The sequence below is a fragment of the Microbacterium tumbae genome, from assembly GCF_054780175.1.
In genome coordinates, this window is sequence record NZ_BAAGWV010000001.1 from 1192850 (window position 1) to 1213249 (window position 20400).

Here is a 20400-nt window from a genome sequence, read left to right on the forward strand (position 1 = left end):
AAGCGGCGTGTCGGCCCCCGACGCGAAGGGCGGTCAGCCGCGGAGGTCGCGGGCGCGAAGCGCGAGGGCGGATGTCGCGGCCAGGACGAGTCCCAGCCCCCAGGCGAGCGCGAGGCCGCGGAGGTCGACGCCGTCGGCGAGGGGCGAGCGATGGTAGACCCAGGCGTACGGGGAGAGGACGTTCAGCCACTCCAGGTTGTCCGACTGCTTCGCCAGCGCCTGGAGGATGTATCCCAGCACGGCGATGCCCGCGCCGACCCCGGTCGCCCAGATGCGGCGTCCCGTCGCGGCTCCGGCGAGAAGCGCTGCGGAAGTCGTCAGGAACGCGAGTCCGACGAGCGCCGCGCTCGCGCCGACGACACGGCCGGGTTCGAGATCGAGCTCAGCCGAAGCGTCGAGCGCCCAGACCACGGCGCCGGAGAAGGCCCCGAGCCAGATCAGGCGCACGAGCACGGCGAGCGCTGATTCCAGGGCGTACCCGGTCCGGCCGACGCCGTGGGCGAGGTCGAGTTCGAGGCGTCCGCTCTCCTCCGCGCCGGCGATGGCCGCGGATCCCCAGATCACCGCCGCGATCGTGAGGAGCAGGAAGCCCATCAGCCCGTAGAAGGTGCTCTGGGTGTAGCCGGCTCCGCTGGAGATCTGGTCGTATCCGATCGTCTCGACCAGTTCCCTCGGCAGCGAGTCGATGAGCTGCTGCAGCTCGGCGCTCGCGCCGAAGGAGGGGTAGAGCGGCAGGTAGAGGAACAGCACGGCGGCGAGCCCGATCGTCCAGCCGGCGAGGCTTCGCCAGGACTCGCGGATGCTGCGCCGGAACACGGGCAGGATGCCGCGCATCTCACTCGCCCCCTTCGCGCGACGAGGGTCCCGTCGCGGGGGCGTCCGTGCCCTCGCCGCGCCCCGTCGCTCCGTCGAGACCCCTCCCGGTGCCCGAGACCCCGTGCCGACGGCGCGACGCCGGAGCGGTCTCCTCGCGCAGGACGGGTTTCGACGGAGCGGGCGTCGAACCCCGGCGGGCCTCGGTGCCGGGATCGCCGTACAGGCGCAGGACCGACTCCTCGAGATCCGGCTCCTCGACGGTGAGCGCCGTCACCGGGAACGCTGCGAGCGCCTTCACGAACGGGTCGATATCGCCGTCGACGGTGGTCGAGACCTGGACCGTGCCACTGTCCTGGACGATGTCGATCGCCTCGACGCCGGGGACGCGCTCGAATCGGACGCGGGCCGCGGCCGCATCCGTGCTCCGCAGCTCGGCGCGCACCCGGCGGATCGAGCCGAGTCGGAGCGAGGCGACGTCGCCGTCCGCGACGATCCGTCCCGCGCTCAGGACGGCGACCTCGTCGGCGGTCTGCTGGATCTCGCTCAGCACGTGCGAGCTGAGCAGCACGGTCTGCCCTGCAGCTCGCGCCTCGCGCACGAGCTGCAGGAACTCGCGCTGCACGAGAGGGTCGAGTCCGCTCGTCGGCTCGTCGAGGATCAGCAGCTCGGGGCGATGCATGAAGGCCTGGACGAGTCCGACCTTCTGCTTGTTGCCCTTCGACAGCGTGCGCACCGGCCGCTCCAGGTCGATGCCGAGCCGCTCGGCCAGTTCGTGCGCCGTCCGGAGGGAGGAGGCCGGGTCGCTGCCGGAGACCTCCGCGTAGAAGGACAGCAGACGTCGTCCGTTCGCGCGGCCGTCGAGCCGCAGCTCTCCGGGGACGTAGCCGATCCGACGGCGCAGATCCGCCCCACCGCGCCGCGGATCCTCTCCGAGCACGCGGACGGCGCCGGACGTGGGCCGGATCACGTCCACCAGGGTGCGCAGGGTCGTGGTCTTGCCCGCCCCGTTCGGTCCGATCAGGCCGAAGACCGTCCCCGGGCGCACACGCAGATCGAGCGCGTGCAGGGCGGTCCGGCGTCCGTACCTCTTGTGGAGCCCCTCGATCGCGATCGTGTCGCTCATGATGCCTCTCCCTCCAGGGTGTCGCGCACTCCCTCGAGGAACGCGTCGGTGGCGTAGATGCCGTGCGTGAGCAGCTCCATCATCGGCAGCGTGGTGCGCAGGAGACCCGCGGGGCTGAGCTGGTCCTCGCCGAGCGCGCGGGCGATCTGCCCCCGCATCACGACGGGGCCGAGCCCGATGAGGGCCACGAGCAGGGTCGTCATCTCCGGGTCGCTCATCGGCTCGAGCAGACCCGCCTGGCGCTGCGTGTCGAGCACGTTCCTCGTCGTGGCGAGGATGCTGTCGAAGAGCCGGTCGGAGGCGGGAGAGGCGTCTCTGAGCATGTGCGCGAGATAGTCGATGTAAGGCCCGTATCGCTCCAGGTCGTGCAGTGCGATCCTGATGCGGTCGGCGGTCGGGGCCTCGATGACGTCGTGCCTCTCATCGGTGAAGATCCCCACGACGTAGTCGTCGCACTCGCTCTGGAGCGACTCGCGGTCGCCGAAGTGATGCACGATGAGGGCAGGGCTGACCCCGGCCTCTCGTGCGATCGAGCGGAGGCTCGTGGCGTCGAAGCCGTCTCGGGCGAAGGCGGTGATGGCCGTGTCCCGGATCCGCGCCCGGGCGGTGAGATCATCCGATGCTGAACGCATGTACAGCAGACTAAACGCGTGTTCAGCCCCTGTCAATCTCCATCCCTTTAGCGCTCTGCGGGACTGGGCACAAGCCCCGCGGTCGATCCCGGTGCCGTCAATACCGTGGGACGCGACGCAGAAGGAGGACCAGCATGGAGATTCTCGCCGTAGGAGCATCCCTCGCTCTGGGCGCCAGTCTGCTGGGCTTCGCCGGGCTGCTGGCGTCCCGTTCGCGTCGCGAGGCGCGACGTCGCAGCACCTTCGTCCCCGTGCGGTCGGCGATGCGCCACCATCCGTGATGGCTACAGTGGGCAGGTGAACGGGTTCGCGTACGAGAGGCTCCGTCGGGCCCCCGACGTCGAAGCGGCGAACCTGTTCGCCTACGACCAGACCGATCGACTCCTCGTCGATCGGTCGCTGACGGCGGTTCCGTCCCCGCAGGCGAGGGAGATCGCCGTCATCGGCGACGGGTACGGCGCCCTCACTCTCGCACTCGTCGACGCGGGGCTCTCCGGCGTGCGCGTCCATCAGGATCTCGCGACCGGGCGGAGGGCGCTGGCGCGCAATGCCCGCGCCCTCGGTCTCGCGTGGGAAAACGGAGATGAGGTCGATGCCGCGCGGCATGTCGCACCAGGACGCACCGATGAAGGCCTCGATGATCTGGGATACCCTGCGGCCTTCACGACGCACGAACTCGATGCCTCGCTGTTCGACGGTGCGCGGCTGGTGCTGTTGCGTCTTCCGAAGTCCCTCGCCGAGCTGGAGGAGATCGCGGATGCCGTCGCCCGATGGGCGACGGACGACGTCGTCCTGATCGCGGGCGGGCGCGTGAAGCACATGACGCTCGCCCAGAACGAGGTGCTCGGCAGGTACTTCGGATCGGTGCAGGCGCAGCGCGCCGAGCGGAAGTCCCGCCTCGTCGTCGCCGCACGGCCGCGTCCTGTGGCCGATGCGCCGCCGTTCCCGGTGCGGTCCGAGCATCCGGAGTTCGAACTCGCCCTCCTCGCGCACGGCGGGGCCTTCGCCGGCGCCCGCATCGACATCGGCACCCGCGTGCTGCTCGAGGTCCTCGCCGAGGAGCGGGCTCGTTCGGGAAACCCGGACCGAGGGGATGTCGACCGGCGTGTCGAGCCAGGACACGCCGACGCGGATGCACTTCATCAGGGTTTCCCGACCACGAGGGATGCCCCGGTCGTCGTCGATCTCGGCTGCGGAACCGGCGCCCTCGCCGCGTTCTGGGCTCTCGGCCATCCAGAGGCTCGGGTCATCGCCACGGACCGCTCGGCGGCAGCCGTGGCATCCGCACGGGCGACCGTGGTCGCGAACGGCCTCGCCGGTCGGGTCGCCGTCACCCACGACGACGCCGGATCGGGGATCCCGGATGCTTCCGCCGACGTCGTGCTGCTCAACCCGCCGTTCCACCTCGGCACGAGCGTCCACACCGGCGCCGCGACGCGCCTGTTCGAGGCCGCGGCGCGGATCCTCCGTCCCGGCGGGGAGCTGCTGACCGTGTACAACTCCTCGCTCGGATACCGCTCCGAGCTCGCGCGTCTGGTCGGTCCGACGGAGCAGCTCCGGCGCACGCCGAAGTTCACGGTCACGCGCAGCGTCCGCCGCTGAGCGGCGGTGGGCCCGATCGGTCCGAGGCGGCATGTTTCGCCGACGTTTCCCTCGACGGTCGTCGCCCCGCGATCGGTGCGCCCTGGGTTTCGGGCATGTTTCTTTGATGTAAAACTCGATATCTTTTTATGTTTGAGACGAACATTTTTGCGTATATTCGTGAACTATCCGATTCAGAATGATGATCCATCACAACTCCGGGAGTTCACATGCCACAGGTCGCACCCGCTGTGCGAGACGCGATCACCGATGCCGTCGAACGCGGTTTCGACGATGCGGTGCAGCTGCTGCGCGACATGATCGACGTCCCGAGCGTCGGCCCGTGGTTCGGGGAGCCGGAGCAGGTCTCCGGTGAGGGAAGGATCCAAGCGCTGCTGCGTCGACGTCTGGAATCCCTCGGCGCTGAGATCGACGAATGGGAGCCCTCCGCGGCAGAGCTCGCCCATCACGCGGGTGGTCCCGGCTACTTCGCGGATCGGGACTTCACCGGACGACCGAACCTCGTGGGCACGATCGCCCCGACCGCCCCCGGAGCGCGCCAGGACGCACCCGCGCTCATGTTCCTGGGCCACTGCGATGTCGTGCCAGGCGGAGCCGGATGGACCAAAGGGGGGCCGTTCGCGAGCGTCCTCGTCGACCGGCGGGTCTACGGACGCGGCGCCTGTGACATGAAAGGCGGCATGGCGGCCGCACTGGCTGCCATAGAAGCGGTGCAGGCGGCAGGTGTGAAGCTGTCCAACCCTCTTTCGTTCGCCTCCGTCACCGAGGAGGAGACCGGAGGCATGGGGACGCTCGCGCTCGTCGACCGCGGCTACCGTCCCGGCATCGGCATCGTCATCCCGGAGCCGACGAGCCTCAAGGTCGCCCCCCTGTGCCGCGGGATCCTCTGGGGCGAGATCACGATCCCCGGCAAGAGCGGTCACATCGAGATCGAGCAGCCGTCGTGGCGCGAAGGCGGCGCCGTCGATGCGATCGCCTACGGACGGCGTCTGCTCGACGCGATCGACATCATGAACGAGGAGTGGAGCGCCCTCCCCGAGAAGACGCACAGGTACATGCCCCTGCCGTGCCAGATGAACGTGGCCGTCATCGACGCCGGCACGTATCCCAGCGCCTGGGCCGACGCCTTCACGATCCGCTTCGACATCCAGTACCTGCCGGCCGAGCTCGACGAACGCGGAGGAGGCGGCATCGTCCGGGCCCAGATCGAGAAGCTGCTCGCCGACTTCGCCGAAGGCGACGACTGGCTCGCCGAGAACCCGCCCGTGCTCACCTGGCTCGTCGATGCGGACTGCGGGGAGACCGCCGACACCGAGCCCATCGTCGCCTCGCCCGTCGACGTGATGCGCTCCCTCGGCATGGAGCCCGTGCTCGAGGGCGTCACAGCCCACACCGACATGGGGCTGCCGATCAAGGCGGGAGTGCCCGCCGTCACGTTCGGCCCCGGTCTCCTCTCCGTCGCTCACCAGCCGGACGAGTTCCTGGACCTCGACGAGTTCAAGCAGGCGATCCGGGTCATGGCGCTCATGATCGTCGACCTCTGCGCGAGCGAGGGGCGATGAGCGAGTTCGAGGATCTCGTCGCGCTGCTCGCGCACTGGGGCGTGCACGGAGTCACCGCGATCACGCCGACCGCGAGCGAGCTCGACCGCACCCTGCTGGTGACAGCGGAATCCGGGAACGTCGTGCTGAAGATCTCACCGGCGGGCAGCTCGGCGCCCCGCATGCAGTCGGAGCTTCTTCAAGCGGTCGCCGTCGGAGCGCCGGCGCTTCCCGTGCCGCGGGTGCTCCTCGACGAGCGGACGGGCGCGCCCGTCGACGCGGCTGGGACGACTTTCGTCTCCACGATGCTGCCCGGCCATCCCCTCGAGGCGGTCTCGTTGACCGAGCGTCTGATCGATCAGATCGCCGAGGCGCAGGCGACGCTCCTCTCGGCGCTTGCGCGCGTCGACGCCGTCCGGGCCGCGGTGCCGGCCACGAACGAGTGGGCGATCGATGCCATCGAGCGCTATGAGCCTCTGTTCGCCGTGCACCTGGACGTTGCGCAGCGGGACACGGCAGGCCGTGTCCTCGAGGCGTACCGTTTGCTGAAACCGGCGCTCGCATCGCTCCCGGTGCAGGTGCTGCACGCGGATTTCAACCTGTCCAACCTCTTCGTGACGGATGGCAGCCTCTCCGGGATCATCGACTTCGGCGATGCGATCGAAGCGCCTCGCCTCTTCGACATCGCTGTGACGGTGGCCTATCTCTCGATGCATCTCGGTTCGACGACGCATCCGCTGGTCGACCGCTACATCGGGAGGATCGGCCCCGCCATCGCGCTCGACGCGAACGAGAGCGCCCTGCTGATCCCTCTTGCCCTGTGCCGGATCGTCCTCGTCCTCGTCCTCGGACGCGAGAGCGGCCGGCGGCGGCCGGATCGTGCGTCCTACCAGAAGAGATACGACGCGCTCGCGACGCGCATCCTCGCCGCCGTCGACTCCGCCATCTCACCGACCGCGCACTCGCAGGGGAAGAACCACCAGTGACCACCACCAAGCCCGCAGGCACCCAGATGATCAACAGATTCGATCCGGCGAAGGCCGGCGGGCTCTCCGAGGCCGACCAGGCGCTGCTCGCGCGCCGGCGCGCCGCTCTCGGCGATATCTATCCCCTCTTCTACGAGAAGCCCGTGCACGTGGTGCGGGGCAGCGGCGTCCGACTCGTGGACGCCGACGGCGTCGAGTACCTCGACGCGTACAACAACGTCCCGGCGGTCGGCCACGCGAACCCGCGCATCGCCGAGGCCGTCTACCGTCAGCTGACCCGCATGAACACGCACACGCGCTATCTGCAGGACGGGGTGGTCGAGTACGCGGAGCGATTCCTCGCCACGTACCCCGCTGCGCTGGATCATGTGATCTTCACGAACTCCGGCTCCGAGGCGAACGATCTCGCGCTGACGATCGCGGCCTGGCGCACGGGGAATCTGGGTGTGATCGTGACGCGGATGGCCTACCACGGAACCACCGCGCTGCTCGCCGGCGTCTCGCCCGAGAACGGGCCTTCCATGCCCCTCGCACCCTATGTGCGGGTCGTCGACGCACCCGACACCTACGCGCACGGCGAGAGGGCGGGCGAGGTCTTCGCCGACGCCGTCGCGGCGGCCATCGACGACCTGAACGCATCGGGAATCGGCGTGCGCGCCCTCCTGCTCGACACCATCATGTCGACGGACGGCATCTACCCCGGCGCCAGGGGGATGCTCGCCGAGGCCTTCTCGCGCGTGCAGGCGGCGGGCGGCCTGGTCATCGCCGACGAGGTGCAGCCCGGCATGGGCCGCCTCGGCGAGCACATGTGGGGCTTCCAGCGTCACACCGATGCGGTCGACATGGTCACCAGCGGCAAGCCGTTGGCGGGCGGGATGCCGATCGGAAGCCTGGTGATGTCGTCCGAGCTCTCGGACGGATACGCGAACGGCCATCGCTACTTCAACACCTTCGGCGGCAATCCCGCGTCCATCGCCGCCGCCACCGCGGTGCTCGACGAGATCCAGGACCGGGATCTCATGACGAGCGCCCGGGAAGTGGGTGCGCGCCTGCAGCAGGGCATCGGCGTCGCGAGCGCCGGCAGCGAGCTCGTCGGCGATGTGCGCGGCGCGGGGCTGTTCATCGGCGTCGAGATGAGAGCGGCCGGCGGACGCACCGCCCGTGAGGTCTCGACCGCCGTCGTGAACGGACTCCGGGACCGCAACGTGCTGATCTCCGCCGTCGGTCTCAGCGGCCAGGTGCTGAAGGTGCGCCCTCCGCTCGTCTTCACCGACGACGACACCGCGGAGTTCCTGTCGATCTACGCAGACGTCCTCGGCGACGTCGAGAAGAAGGGAGTCGCTCGATGAGTGGAGAAGTCCTCACGGTCACGGACGTCGGCAAGAACTTCGGTGCCGTCACGGCGCTGCGCGACGTCAATCTCGCCGTGCACGCCGGTGAGATCGTCGCACTGCTCGGCGACAACGGCGCCGGCAAGTCGACGCTCATGAACATCATCTGCGGCTCCCAGCCCGCCGACCTCGGATCCGTCCAGGTCAAGGGCGAGGAGCTCGCATCGCTCGCCGATGCCCGCAGGCTCGGCGTCGGCGTCGTCTACCAGGACCTCGCGCTGGCCCCCGACCTCAGCGTCGCCGAGAACCTCTTCCTCGGCAATGAGATCGTCCGCCGGGTCGGTCCGCTCCGCATCATGGACCGCGCCGCCATGCGCGCTGCGGCGAAGCAGGCCATCGAGCACCTCGGGATCTCCACCCTGCGCGATGTCCGCCTCCCCGTGCTCAGCCTCTCGGGCGGGCAGCGGCAGGTGCTCGCGGTCGCCCGCGCCATGAAATGGGCGGAGAACGTCATTCTGCTCGACGAGCCGACGGCGGCACTCGGGCCGAAGCAGGTCGGCATGGTGCTCGACTCCATCAAGCGGGCCGCCGACCACGGCCTCGGCGTCATCCTCGTCTCGCACGACATCCCGAGCGTGCTGAAGCTCGCGGACCGGATCGTGGTGCTGCGCCACGGAACGATCGCCGCCGATGTCCCGCCTGCGGGGCTCTCCGTATCCGACGTCGTCACCGTCATGGTGGGGGAGGACTGATCATGAGCGAGACAACGAAGGCCGCGCTGGATGCCGCTGATTCCCTGGGCGGTCCGGCAGCCGCTGCCAGACACGGCATCGCCAGGGTGCTGTCGAACCGGGCGGTGCAGATCATCCTGGTGGAGATCGTCGTCATCGCGATCTTCCAGGCGCTCTCGCCGGGGGGAGCGTTCCTCAGCGAGGCGAACATCCGGGGCATGATGCTGACCGCCTCGCAGGTGCTGCTGCTCGCCATCGGGCAGGCGATCCTCATGTCGGCCGGTCAGATCGACATCTCGCAGGGAGCGGCCGTCATCCTCTCCTCGGTCCTCTCCGGGCAGATCATGATCGCGATGGTCGGTTCCGTCCCCGTTCCCGTCATCCTCCTCGTCGGGCTCGTCGTCGCGATCCTCGTCGGCGTGCTGATCGGTGTCGTCAACGGCGTCATGGTCGGCATCGTGCGCGTCAACGCGCTCGTCGCGACGCTCGGCATGCTGTCGGTCGCGACCGGCGTCGCTCAGGTCGTCACCGGCGGGGTGAACCTCTTCGGCATGCCGCGAGAGCTGCAGAGCTCCTTCGGATCGATCTCCTTCGGCGCCCTGCCGCTGCCCATGCTCGTGAGCCTCCTCGTGATCGCCGCCCTCTGGGGCCTGTACCGATTCACCCCCTGGGGGACGCACACGCTCGCGATGGGCTCGAACAAGCTGGCGGCACGGCGCGTCGGCATCCGGACGCTCCGCAACACCATCGTCATCTTCGCCCTGTCGTCGGGCCTCGCCGGCCTCGCCGGATTCATCGACCTCGCCCGGTACTCGACGACCAACATCTCCGGCCACCTGAACGACTCGATGGCGGCGATCGCCGCGGCGCTCATCGGCGGCACGGCGCTCACCGGAGGGCGGATCAGCTTCCTCGGGGCGATCGTCGGCGCGTTCCTGGCGATCATCCTGCAGTCCGGGCTCGTGATCGTGAACCTCTCGCCGTTCTACCAGACCATCGCGATCGGGGTCATGCTCCTCGTCGCGGTCAGCTTGGATCGCTCCAGCCGCGCGTCGGCCAGCCGCACCGGCTGACGCCGGGATCCGAGACCCTCGCAACACCCGCTCCATCGCAACACACCCGTTCGTCCACATTCATTTCCCGAAGGAGAACCACATGTCTCACAGCATTCACAGGCGTTCGCGCTTCGTGCTCAGCACCGGCGCCCTGCTCGCCGCGGGCGCGCTGATCGCCGGCTGCTCATCGTCGGCCCCCGGGGGCGATCCCTCGACATCGTCCGAGGGCGACAGCGACATCACCGTGGCGCTGGTCACGCCCGAGAGCACAGGAGAGTTCTACGGGGCGATGTACTGCGGCGCCGGGGATGCCGCCGACGAGCAGGGCATCACGCTCAACATCCAGGGATCACCGGGCACGTCGACCGAAGAGGTCATGCAGGTGCTGCAGTCCGTGCTCGCCACCGATCCGGACGGCCTGCTCCTCACCGTCTGGGACAACAACGCCTTCAACTCGACGCTCGAGCCGTTCACCGAGTCGGGCAAGCCGCTCGTCATGCCCGACTCGTTCCTCTCCAACGAGGAGTATCTGCAGAGCATCCGCACGGACAACTATCAGTCGTCCTACGACGCAGCGCTGCAGGCCGTGGAGGACTTCGACGTCGCGGCCGGCAAGGTGCTCGTCGTCACCGACGCGCCGGGAAACGCCGTGCAGTCGGCCCGTGCTGAAGGATTCCGCGACGCGATCGAGGAGAACACCGACCTCGAGGTGCTGGAGTTCCAGTACGTCGGCGGCGACTCCGCAGAGGCGTCGGCGGCCGTCTCCTCGGCGCTGGCGGCCAACCCCGACCTCGGCCTGGTCTTCACGACCAACATCGGCGCGGGCACGGGAGCGGCCAACGGCATCCGCACGGCCGGCGCCGACAGCGTGCTGATCGGCTTCGACACGGCGTCGGCCCAGGTCGAGGAGCTCAGGGAAGGCTCGTACGACGCGCTCATCGCGCAGAGCCCGTACCAGATGGGCTATGAAGCGACGACTCTGATCGCCCAGGTGCTCAAGGGCGAGGTCGACCCCGACTCGATCAGCGAGCAGGACGTGTGGTCGCCCTGGGCGCTCGTCACGGCCGACAACGTCGACAGCGACGAGATCGCGCCGTTCCTGTACACGAGCGACTGCGGCTGATCGCCCGCGGACCCGGCGGGCGTTCCGCCGACCGCCGGGTCCGCTTTCCCTTCCCACTCAGGAGACAGAACAGGAGGAGCGCACGTGGATGCTCTGAACGCGAGTGCCGGGGTGGCCCGAGTCCGCTCGCGCCTCCTCGAAGGGCGCGTGTCGGTCGTCGAGCTCGCGGAGCGCGCCCTCGCACGGCTCGCCGTCCTCGACGACCGCAGCGAGGGCCATCCGGGGCTCGGCGCGGTGCCGGTGCGCGATCCGCATCTGCTCTCCCACGCCGCCGTGCTGGATGCCGAGCTGCACGCGGGCGCCCCGCGCAGTCTCCTGCACGGGGTGCCGTACACGGTGAAGGACAGCTTCGCCGTCGTCGGCCTCACCAACGCGGCGGGCTCGCCGGCGTTCGGCGACCTGGTCGCCCGTGCCGACGCCGTCGTCGTGGAGCGGCTCCGCGCGGCCGGCGCGCTGCTCATCGGCAAGACCAACATGCCGCCCATGGCGATCGGTGGCGGTCAAGCAGGTCTGTACGGACGCACGTGCAGCCCCTACAACCCGGAATGGCTCGCCGCCGCATGGCATTCCGGCTCCTCCATCGGCTCCGCCGTCGCCGTCGCCGCCGGGTTCTGCGCCTTCGGGATCGGAGAGGAGACCGTCTCCTCAGGGCGCTCTCCGGCTTCGAACAACGCGCTCGTCGCGTACACCCCTTCGTGGGGCGTCATCCCGAGCGCGGGAAACTGGCCGCTGCACCCTTACCGCGACGTCGTCGTGCCGCACACGCTCAGCGTCGGCGACCTGCGCGACGTGCTGAGCGTGATCGCCGGCGTGGACGAACGAGACGTCTGGCAGCGCCAGGACGCCGTCGACGTCTCGCCGGCCGCGGAGGTCGCAGCGCGACTTCATGAGCGTCGATCGAACGCGGCGTCGATCGCCGGCATCCGCCTCGGTGTCCCGCGCCTGTACGTCGGGGAGGACTCGGGCGATGTCGCAGGCATCCCGCTGCGCCCCTCGATCCGGGCGCTCTGGGAAGCCGCGACGACTGCGCTCGCCGCGGCCGGAGTCGAACTCGTCCCGGTCGATTTCCCCCTCGTCGAGGCTTATGAATCCCGCACGCGATCCCGGCCGAGTCTGGAAGAAGAGGGACTCCTGAAAGCATCTTGGACTCGGTTCGAGCTCGGCGATCTGCTCACCACGGCATGGCAGGAGCATCTCGACGTCTACGGTGACGGACGTGCGCTCCGCACCGTCGATCCCGCGCGTGTGCGACCGACGCCTCCGGGCGCTCTGGACGACGCGGCCGGGGATCCGCACCCCGGGCGGGACACCTTCGATTTCCCTGCCGTGCTCACAGCGACGCCGCTGTCCGCGCGGCGAAGAGCCGAGACCGTCCGTCCTGCGCTCCGGGGAATCGTCGCCGCGCGCGAGCGTCACTTCGATGCATGGCTGCACGAGCACCGCCTCGATGCGGTGCTGTTCCCCGCGAACTCCGACATCGGCCGATGGGACAGCGACACCGTCGCGGCGTCGGCTGCGGCATCCTGGGCGGATGGCGTCCTCTTCTCGACGATGAACCACGTCATGCGCCGCGTGGGTCTGCCCAGCGTCACGCTGCCGATGGGGGTGATGGCCGATACGCGGATGCCGGTGGGGCTGACGCTCGCCGGAGCGGCGTACAGCGACGAGCGCCTCATCGATCTCGCCGAGCGGATCGAGACGCTGCTGCCTCCGCGGGTGCCGCCGCAGCTGCCGCCGGAAAACGCCCCCGCACTTCTCTGAACCGTCACCCGCAAGATCAGGAGTACACGATATGCCGTCCACCACCGAGCAGCCGCTCGTCTTCTGGAGCGCCACCCGTCTTCGCGACGCGATCCGCGATGGCGAGCTCACCGCCGTCGATGTGATGACGGCGTTCCTCGACCGCATCGAGGCGACGAACGACGCCGTGAACGTCATGGTCTTCGTCCTTCCCCGCGAAGAGGCGCTCTCGCTCGCCCGTGAGGCGGACCGCGCGCGAGCCGCGGGGGAGCCGCTCGGCCCGCTGCATGGATTGCCGATCGCGATCAAGGACCTCGTCGACGTCGCCGGCATGCCCACCTCGCGCGGGTCGCGCTCTTTCGCCGGAAGGGGTCCTGCGCCCGCGGACGCACCGCATGTCGCGAAGCTGCGTGCGGCAGGGGCGCTCATCATCGGCAAGACGAACTCTCCCGAGTTCGGCGTCGGCACCGTCACGTGGAACGACGTGTTCGGCATCACGCGCAATCCTTTCGATCTGGAGCGGCACGCGGGCGGATCCACCGGCGGAGTGGCCGCCGTCGCCGCAGGAATGCTCCCCTTCTGCGACGGCTCCGACTCGGGCGGAAGCCTCCGATACCCGGCGTCCTTCTGCAACGCCGTGGGCCTGCGCACGACCCCCGGCGTGGTCCCGGCGGTCGCCGGGGGAGGCTCGTGGTCGCCGCACTCGGTCAACGGACCCGTCGCGCGCACCTGTCGCGACGCGGCCCTGCTGCTGTCGGGCATGAGCGGCTCCGACGCGCTGAGCCCGCTCTCCGCGCGGACCTCGCCGACGTCCGAGCTGGGCGAGATCCGCACGGCGCCGCTGCGTGTCGCATGGAGCGAGGACCTCGGCGAGCTGCCGATCTCGGACGAGGTCCGTGTCGTCTTCGCGGAGACCAGGGCGAAGCTCGAGGCCGCCGGGGTCGAGGTCGTCGACGTCGACGTCGACTTCTCCGGGGCCGGCCGCGCCTGGGAGGTCATCGAGCTGGTCGGCTGGTTCTCCCTGCTCGGCCGAGACCCGATCGAGCATCCGGAGAAGTACCGTGACGACTTCTCGCGCAACGTCGCGGAGGCGGCCGAGTTCTCCACGACGGACGTGATCGAGGCGGAGGCGCTGAGATACCGTCTGTTCTCGGAGTTCGTCGCGCTGCTCGGCGACTTCGACGCCTTCATCTGCCCCGGGGCGCCCGTCGTGGCACCGCCGGCCGACGTCAAATGGGTGGAGCAGGTCGCGGATCAGCATTTCGACCGTTACTTCCAGTGGCAGCGGCTGGCCTGCTACGTCGTCATGACGCAGCATCCTGTCCTGGCCCTGCCGGCGGGTTTCTCGGAGGGGCTGCCCGTGGGCCTGCAGGTGATCGGCCGCTACGGCGAGGACGTCGAGCTGCTCGCCGTCGGAGAGCAGCTCGAGTCGATTCTCGGGGTGTCGGATGAGCACCCCCGGCTCCCCTGAGATCGTCGGAACGTCGGCTGGAGGCTAGGTTCGCCTGTGAGGGCGGAGAGAACGCAGGATGGAGGAGGATGTCTTGAGCAACAAGAGGCAGCGGCAGCAGAGGATCATCGAGCTGTTGGAGCGAGGGGGGAAGGTCGAGACGGCCGTGCTCGCACAGCAGCTCGGCGTGACCGAGCTCACGATCCGTCGCGATATCGACCAGCTCGACGATCTGGGCATCGTGCGCCGGGTGTTCGGCGGCGCGGTGCTGAACTCAGGACGCAGCTTCGAGCCGCCCTTCGCCGTGCGGCTGAAGGCGAACGTGGAGGGGAAGAAGGCGATCGCCGCGGCGGCCGCGGCGCTCATCTCCCGCGGCGAGAACATCTCCATCGACTTCGGCACCAAGACCTATTATCTCGCGACGGAGATGCGTCGCCGGCATGTCCAGGTGCTGGCGGCGCCGACCAGTCTGCAGGTCATGGAGGTTCTCGGCAACGACGCCGACATCCGGGTGGTCTCCCCGGGAGGGGAGCTGAAGCAGGGCGAGATGAGCCTCCGCGGCTCGGCCGCCGAGCAGTTCTTCCGTGAGCGGCGCTGGGACGTCGCGTTCGTCGGCGTCGCAGGGATCAGCGCGGAGACCAACCTCATGTCGGACTACGACGAGACGGATGCGCGGCTCAAGACCGCGATGGTGGGCGCGGCGGACCGGGTCGTTCTGCTCGCGGAGAGCAAGCACCTCGGCGCGATCTCCTTCGCTCCCGTCGGCTCGCTCGATCAGGTGACGACGATCGTGACCGACGCGCGCGGCGAGGACGACACGCTGACGGCCCTCGAGCAGCGGGGCATCGAGATCATCAGGGCAAGGGGTACGGCATGAGAGTCAGCACCGGGGCCGTGGCGCGCGTCGCCGCGGCGTACGCCGCGATCGAGCGCACCGAGCGACCCGAGGTGTGGATCACGATCCGCGACCGCGCGGAGGCGGAGCGCGAGGCAGCCCGGCTCGACGCGCTCGCCGCGGCAGGCACGGAGCTGCCGCTGCTCGGGACGGTCGTCGCGGTGAAGGACAACATCGACGTGCACGGGCTCCCCACGACAGGGGCCTACCCTCCCGCGTCGGTGCTCCCCGATGCCGATGCGACCGCCGTCGCGCTTCTGCGCGCCGCAGGCGCCATCGTGATCGGCAAGACGAACATGGACCAGTTCGCGACCGGGCTCGTCGGCACGCGCAGCCCCTATGGGGTCGTCCGCGGCGCCGTGCACGCCGACCGCATCAGCGGCGGTTCGAGCTCGGGCTCGGCCGTCGCCGTCGCGCTCGGCATCGTCGACATCGCTCTCGGCACCGACACGGCCGGCTCCGGACGCGTCCCCGCTGCTCTCAACGGGATCGTGGGCATCAAACCCACTCTCGGTCTGGTCTCCACGACGGGGATGCTCCCGGCCTGCCACCCCTACGACACGATCACGGTCTTCGCCCGTGATCTCGACACCGCCGTGCATGCTGCGCGGATCATCTCCCGCCCCGACGCATCGGATGCGAGATCGCGCGCCTGGCCCTCGGACGTGCGCGTCGGCGGGGCGGACCGTCCGGTCATCGCGGTCCCGTCCGCGGCGGATCTCTCGACGCTGGACGCTGCGTCGCGCGGATCCTGGGAGGGGGCGGTCGAACGCCTGCGTGTCATCGCGGAGGTGCGCGAGGTGGCCATCGCGCCGCTGCTCGCCGCCGCCAGGCTGCTCTACGAGGGCGCCATCGTCGCCGGGCGCTACGCGGCCGCCGGCGGCTGGGTGGACGCCCCGTCCTCCACCGGGCAGGAGACGCTCGACCCGACGGTGGCATCCATCGTGCGCGGGGCCCGTGACGTGCGCGCGGCTGACTACGTGAGCGATCGCGCCGAGCTCGACCGCATCGCGGCGCTGGCGCGCGTCCTCCTCCGGGGCTGTGAGGCGCTCGCCGTCCCCACGGCTCCGCTGCACCCGACGATCGCGGAGGTGCGTGCCGATCCCCTCGGGGTCAACGCGCGCATGGGAACGTTCACGAATTTCGTGAACCTGCTCGACATGGCCGCCGTCTCCGTTCCGGCGGACTCTCGCGACGACGGCGAGTTCGGTGTGACCTTCATCGCCGACGCGTTCGAAGACCAGCTCGCGCTGGACGCTGCCGCAGGCTTCCTCGCGGGGCGCCGCACGCGGGCCGCCGCGTATGCGCCGGCGGACGCGACGGTGGAGCTGGCGGTCTTCGGCGCGCACCTCCGCGGCGAGCCGCTCAACGCGCAGCTCGTCGATGCGGGCGCGCGCTTCGCGGCCGAGATCTCGACCCGTCCCGACTACCGCCTGTTCGCCCTCGACACCGTGCCGCCCAAGCCGGGCCTCGTCGAGGTCGCCGCCGGAGGGGCTGCCATCGACGGCGAGCTCTGGCGACTGTCCCCGGCGGCGCTCGGAGCCTTCCTCGCCGCGCTTCCCGCCCCGATGACCCTCGGGCGCGTGACCCTCGCCGGAGGTGAGGAGGTCGTCGGCTTCGGCTGCGCACCGGGCGCACTCGAGGGCGCGCTCGACGTCACGGGGTTCGGCGGCTGGCGCGCATACCGCCGCGCGAAGGCCTGACTCCTCGTCAGAGGATTCCCGGTGTCGGGAATCGGTCGGCGCGGGGCAGCGCGTCGACCAGGTGCCGTGCGAGCCCGGCCGTCCACTCGATGTTCGCGGCGATGCCGTCGTTCGGCAGGTCGTCCGGCTGGTGCAGCCGGTGCAGGTCGTTGAAGGTCATGAAGGCGCTCGGCACCCCGGCGCGATAGAACGACGCGTCATCGGTGCCCGTCGTGGGAGGAAAACGCGACACCAGTCTGAGGTCGCGTCGTGTGTGCGCTGCGTAGGCCTCGATCTCCTCATGGAGCACGGTGTCGAACGTCTCGGGCGAGGCGAAGGCCTCCATCAGCGATCCGCGTCCGAGACCGTCGATGTTGAGCACGAAGTCGAGGTCGGCGATGGCGTCAGCGGCCGATGCATCCGGACCCGCACCGAGTTCGACATAGTGCCGCGATCCGCCCAGATGCCACTCCTCCGCGGTGAAGAACACGACCCGCACGGAGCGGGAGGGGGGCGTGGCGGCCCAGTGGCGGACGAGGTGCAGCAGGGCGATCGTTCCGCTTCCGTTGTCATACGCGCCGACGGTGTTGAAGAAGGTGTCGTAGTGAGCGCACACCAGCGCGCGGTCGGGCGAGGCGCCCTCGATGTCGACGATGAGGTTGTCGCCGACGGCAGCGTCCGTGTCGTGCGCATCGCACTCGATCTCGACGACCGGATCCCGCTCGTCCTTCAGCCACTCGGTGAGCTGTTGCGCATCGAGATGCCCGATCGCGAGATGCGCGACCATACGGTCCGAACCGGAAGGCAGCGGCTGCGGGGCTGCGGGGCCACCATCGCGACCGTGCAGATAGGCCAGCACCCTGCCGTCGTCGGCGAGGACGACGAAGCGCTGCCAGATCTGCGAGTCGCCCCACAGCCCCTGGGGTCCGAGCTCTTTCACGCGGCCACGTACGGGTCCGGTCGTCGCACCGCTGCCGAGCATCGGCCAGGCGGGGAGCGTTCGTGCGAGCGGAGTCACGACCGTCACGCGGGAGATCGTGCCGGGGAGCCAACCGGACAGGCTGACCGGCTGACGCCGCACGCGGGGACCGACCGCCGTGATCTCCTGCTCGAGCCAGTCGGCGGCCGCGCGGACGCCGGCTCCGCCGTGGAAGCGAGGGCCGTGCGAGACGAGAGCCTGCAGATCGGAGAGGGCGCTCACGCGTGCACCTGCGGGGCCGGCTCGACGTGGGCGAGCTGCCGGGCGACGTCGTGGACGGCCGAGACCGACCCGCGGAACCACCATGTCAGGAAACGGTCGGTGATCGGGAATGCGCTGCCATCGGCGCTCCGTACGGCGCTGATCGGAGTGCCGCGCGCCTCGAGCTCCGCGAAGCCGCCGAGCCCGCCGTCGTCGTTGTAGATGTGCAGCGCGTCGCCGCGATGGCCGGGGGCGATGTCCGGCTCCTCCGCGTAGCCCAGCCCCGCCCACACCGGGCTCGCACGCACCACGATCACCGCGCGGTCCTCACCGAGCTCGCGGAGGTATGCGAGACGGCCCGTGACGTGCGCCGAGGTGAAGCCGATCTTGTATCGGTCGGCGCCCGTGATCGTGACGGCCGTGCCTCCCGGACGGCGTTCGAGGAGGTCCCCGACGGGTTCGTAGTAGTCCGTGACGCGGGTTCCGGATGCGCCGGGGACGAGCGCGGTCCCCCCGGGGCGCACCTGCACGAGCATCCACGACTCCGCATCGACGGGGGTCCCCGCCGCCTGCGAGAGCGTGAGCTCCGTCGCGTAGCCGCCATACTCCACGCACTCCGGCATCGTGGCGGTGTGGCGCAGCGGATTGGGCGTTGCACGGATCCGGACGGTGAGATCGAGCGATGTGAAAACGTCGCGCCCCTCGGATCGGGAGCGCCGGTGCGCTCGCAGCCGCATCTGCCGGTGCAGGATCGGCTCGTCCTCGGCGCCGGAGAGGACATGCGTGGCGGGATCGATCGAGGCGGGCATGTCGTAGGTGTCCCAGTATCGGTCGCGGTCAGGGATCATGTACTCGATCTCCGGGCCGACCCAGATGCGGTCTCCGCCCACGTTCCAGGCTCCGCTCCCGTGCAGCGCGGCGAAGTCGGTGGGATCGTGGAACGCGTCCGGCAGCCAGGTCTCCGAGGCATCCGCGCCGAAGAACGGGCCGTAAACGCGAGCACCGTAGGAGGAGACGATCACGACGGCGTCGTCTCCGACACGGACACGGCGGAAGGCGATGCCGCGCTCGGTGAGGCGCGACTCGACGGTGCCGAGGTCGATGGCGACGGCCGGGACGCTGGTCATGCGGGCTCTCCTTCATACGCGGCATCGTGGAATGCGTTCTCGGCGGCGAGCATGCCCGAGAACCAGGCTGACAGCAGGACGTCATCCGGGTCGTCCGGTGGCAGGCGGTCGACCATCGACAGCCAGAACGCCGCTCCCTCGGCGAACGACGCGGTGGAGTGCAGCTCGATCCAGGTCTGCACGGCAGGAGGCCGTGCGGTCGGAACGGCCGCGGCTCGCGTGCACCAGCCGCTGTAGAGGGTCTCCGCCGCGGCGAGGCAGACCGGCACCGCGTCGTCGCCGTACCGCGCGACGAGCCCGAGCGCATAGCGTGAGAGCGGGTCGTCGGGTGCTGCAGATGCCGCGCTGCGGGTCTCACCGCGGCCGGTCTCGGCGAGGAAGTACTCGCTCTGCTGGTCGCGGAGCTCGTGCAGAATCCGCTCCAGGTGCGCCCGGGTGGAGCTGTCGTACTCGCTCGAGAGGAGCCGTGCGACCAGGCCGGCGGCGGTGGCGACGAAGCCCTCCTCGAGCGCGAGGTACCGGGCGAAGACCGGCGCCGGGACGGTGCCGTCCGTCATCGCGACCAGGAGAGGGCGCGAGATCGCGACGGAGAGATCGTCCGCATGCTCTTCGAGGAGGAGTTCGGCGCGGCTCACGGCTTCTGACTCGCCCAGCCCACGATGCCGTTGAACAGCCTGCCGTATCCGTCCCAGTCGTCGCTGAACGCGGGCGGCGCCCAGTGCGGCGAGCAGTCGCTGGTGAAGACGGCGGACCGCCCCTCGCCGTATTCCCACACGGCGACGAGGGGATCCTCGCCGATCGTCGCGAGCACGCTCGCGCCTTCCCTCGGCAGCGTGCGGTTGTAGCCGAGGAGCGCCGGCCATTCGCCCTCGACGCCGCCGAGGGCGGGGTGATCGACATCCAGCACGGTTGCCGTGACGCCTGCGGGGCGCTCGACGTGATCGTCTCCCGGCAGCATCTCGACGGGGAGCACGGCCGCGATCTCGGTCTCGCGGTAGGCCGCGAGCGCCTGGAAGCCCGTGAACGACAGATAGCCGCCGATCATGACGAGCGCGCCGCCGTCGGCGACCCACGTCGCCAGCTCATGCAGCCTGTCGTGACCGGGGATCGACTGCTCGAAGACACGGGGGGCCAGCTGCACCGAGTTCGAGCCGATGTCGGAGAGCACGACGACATCGAACGCATCGAGCTGCGCGCGTGTCTCGGGGAAGTCCGTCGGCACGCGGTGGCCGGGCATGTGCACCACCTCATGGCCGCCGTCCTCGAGGGCGGCGCGAAGCTGGGCGACGCCCTCGACGTAGGAGTGCACCGTGAAGGCGTCGACGCCCTTGGTGTGCGTGCTCGTCGTCATCCAGCTCTCGCCGGCGATCAGAATGCGGGCCATGC

Annotated in this window: 19 protein-coding genes; 12 read left to right on the plus strand and 7 right to left on the minus strand. The window is 69.9% G+C overall.

The window, feature by feature from the left end; all coding sequences use genetic code 11:
* Positions 1 to 33: 33 nt before the first annotated feature.
* From ACYVGQ_RS05530 to ACYVGQ_RS05540, 3 genes are read right to left on the minus strand one after another with little or no spacing between them, the layout of a single operon-like run.
* The gene (locus ACYVGQ_RS05530) at positions 34 to 834 is read right to left on the minus strand and encodes an ABC transporter permease subunit (protein WP_460783546.1); all 801 of its coding nucleotides are present in this window, start codon (positions 832 to 834) and stop codon (positions 34 to 36) included.
* Position 835: 1 nt separating this feature from the next.
* Positions 836 to 1939, minus strand: a complete 1104-nt coding sequence (locus ACYVGQ_RS05535) for an ABC transporter ATP-binding protein (RefSeq protein ID WP_460783547.1) — start codon at positions 1937 to 1939, stop codon at positions 836 to 838.
* The gene (locus tag ACYVGQ_RS05540; RefSeq protein ID WP_460783548.1) at positions 1936 to 2571 is read right to left on the minus strand and encodes a TetR/AcrR family transcriptional regulator; all 636 of its coding nucleotides are present in this window, start codon (positions 2569 to 2571) and stop codon (positions 1936 to 1938) included. The genes ACYVGQ_RS05535 and ACYVGQ_RS05540 overlap by 4 nt, the downstream gene beginning before the upstream one ends.
* Positions 2572 to 2705: 134 nt before the next feature.
* Between ACYVGQ_RS05540 and ACYVGQ_RS05545 the strand changes: the two genes are divergently transcribed.
* The 12 genes from ACYVGQ_RS05545 to atzF all read left to right on the plus strand — a co-directional run bounded on the left by ACYVGQ_RS05545 (position 2706) and on the right by atzF (position 16728).
* Positions 2706 to 2852, plus strand: coding sequence for a hypothetical protein (locus tag ACYVGQ_RS05545; RefSeq protein WP_460783549.1), 147 nt, complete (start codon positions 2706 to 2708; stop codon positions 2850 to 2852).
* Between the two features lie 16 nt (positions 2853 to 2868).
* The gene (locus ACYVGQ_RS05550; RefSeq protein ID WP_460783550.1) at positions 2869 to 4173 is read left to right on the plus strand and encodes a class I SAM-dependent methyltransferase; all 1305 of its coding nucleotides are present in this window, start codon (positions 2869 to 2871) and stop codon (positions 4171 to 4173) included.
* Between the two features lie 209 nt (positions 4174 to 4382).
* Complete coding sequence (locus ACYVGQ_RS05555; RefSeq protein WP_460783551.1) at positions 4383 to 5735, plus strand: M20 family metallopeptidase; 1353 nt, start codon at positions 4383 to 4385, stop codon at positions 5733 to 5735.
* Complete coding sequence (locus tag ACYVGQ_RS05560; protein WP_460783552.1) at positions 5732 to 6700, plus strand: phosphotransferase enzyme family protein; 969 nt, start codon at positions 5732 to 5734, stop codon at positions 6698 to 6700. Before ACYVGQ_RS05555 ends, ACYVGQ_RS05560 begins: the two co-directional genes overlap by 4 nt.
* Positions 6697 to 8049, plus strand: coding sequence for an aspartate aminotransferase family protein (locus tag ACYVGQ_RS05565; RefSeq protein WP_460783553.1), 1353 nt, complete (start codon positions 6697 to 6699; stop codon positions 8047 to 8049). Before ACYVGQ_RS05560 ends, ACYVGQ_RS05565 begins: the two co-directional genes overlap by 4 nt.
* Positions 8046 to 8783, plus strand: coding sequence for an ATP-binding cassette domain-containing protein (locus ACYVGQ_RS05570; protein WP_460783554.1), 738 nt, complete (start codon positions 8046 to 8048; stop codon positions 8781 to 8783). The genes ACYVGQ_RS05565 and ACYVGQ_RS05570 overlap by 4 nt, the downstream gene beginning before the upstream one ends.
* A 2-nt stretch (positions 8784 to 8785) precedes the next feature.
* A complete protein-coding gene (locus ACYVGQ_RS05575; RefSeq protein WP_460783555.1) occupies positions 8786 to 9835 on the plus strand; it encodes an ABC transporter permease in 1050 nt (349 codons plus the stop codon).
* 82 nt (positions 9836 to 9917) lie between these two features.
* A complete protein-coding gene (locus ACYVGQ_RS05580; protein ID WP_460783556.1) occupies positions 9918 to 10940 on the plus strand; it encodes a substrate-binding domain-containing protein in 1023 nt (340 codons plus the stop codon).
* 84 nt (positions 10941 to 11024) lie between these two features.
* Positions 11025 to 12701 (plus strand): amidase family protein, encoded by a 1677-nt coding sequence (locus ACYVGQ_RS05585; protein WP_460783557.1) that lies wholly within the window; start codon positions 11025 to 11027, stop codon positions 12699 to 12701.
* Positions 12702 to 12732: 31 nt separating this feature from the next.
* Positions 12733 to 14151, plus strand: coding sequence for an amidase (locus tag ACYVGQ_RS05590; RefSeq protein WP_460783558.1), 1419 nt, complete (start codon positions 12733 to 12735; stop codon positions 14149 to 14151).
* Positions 14152 to 14224: 73 nt separating this feature from the next.
* The gene (locus ACYVGQ_RS05595; RefSeq protein ID WP_460783559.1) at positions 14225 to 15007 is read left to right on the plus strand and encodes a DeoR/GlpR family DNA-binding transcription regulator; all 783 of its coding nucleotides are present in this window, start codon (positions 14225 to 14227) and stop codon (positions 15005 to 15007) included.
* Positions 15004 to 16728 (plus strand): allophanate hydrolase, encoded by a 1725-nt coding sequence (atzF, locus tag ACYVGQ_RS05600; RefSeq protein ID WP_460783560.1) that lies wholly within the window; start codon positions 15004 to 15006, stop codon positions 16726 to 16728. Before ACYVGQ_RS05595 ends, atzF begins: the two co-directional genes overlap by 4 nt.
* Positions 16729 to 16735: 7 nt before the next feature.
* On the opposite strand, the gene ACYVGQ_RS05605 is transcribed toward atzF, so the two are convergent.
* Genes ACYVGQ_RS05605 through ACYVGQ_RS05620 form a run of 4 tightly spaced genes read right to left on the minus strand, consistent with a single transcriptional unit; the run spans position 16736 to position 20398 of the window.
* Positions 16736 to 17908: a M20/M25/M40 family metallo-hydrolase gene (locus ACYVGQ_RS05605; RefSeq protein WP_460783561.1), complete on the minus strand. Its 1173-nt coding sequence runs from the start codon at positions 17906 to 17908 to the stop codon at positions 16736 to 16738.
* Positions 17905 to 19014 carry a hypothetical protein gene (locus ACYVGQ_RS05610; RefSeq protein ID WP_460783562.1) on the minus strand — a complete coding sequence of 370 codons (1110 nt, stop codon included), beginning with the start codon at positions 19012 to 19014 and terminating at the stop codon, positions 17905 to 17907. Before ACYVGQ_RS05610 ends, ACYVGQ_RS05605 begins: the two co-directional genes overlap by 4 nt.
* The gene (locus ACYVGQ_RS05615) at positions 19011 to 19649 is read right to left on the minus strand and encodes a hypothetical protein (protein ID WP_460783563.1); all 639 of its coding nucleotides are present in this window, start codon (positions 19647 to 19649) and stop codon (positions 19011 to 19013) included. The genes ACYVGQ_RS05610 and ACYVGQ_RS05615 overlap by 4 nt, the downstream gene beginning before the upstream one ends.
* Positions 19646 to 20398, minus strand: coding sequence for a glutamine amidotransferase (locus tag ACYVGQ_RS05620; protein WP_460783564.1), 753 nt, complete (start codon positions 20396 to 20398; stop codon positions 19646 to 19648). Before ACYVGQ_RS05620 ends, ACYVGQ_RS05615 begins: the two co-directional genes overlap by 4 nt.
* Positions 20399 to 20400 lie beyond the last annotated feature (2 nt).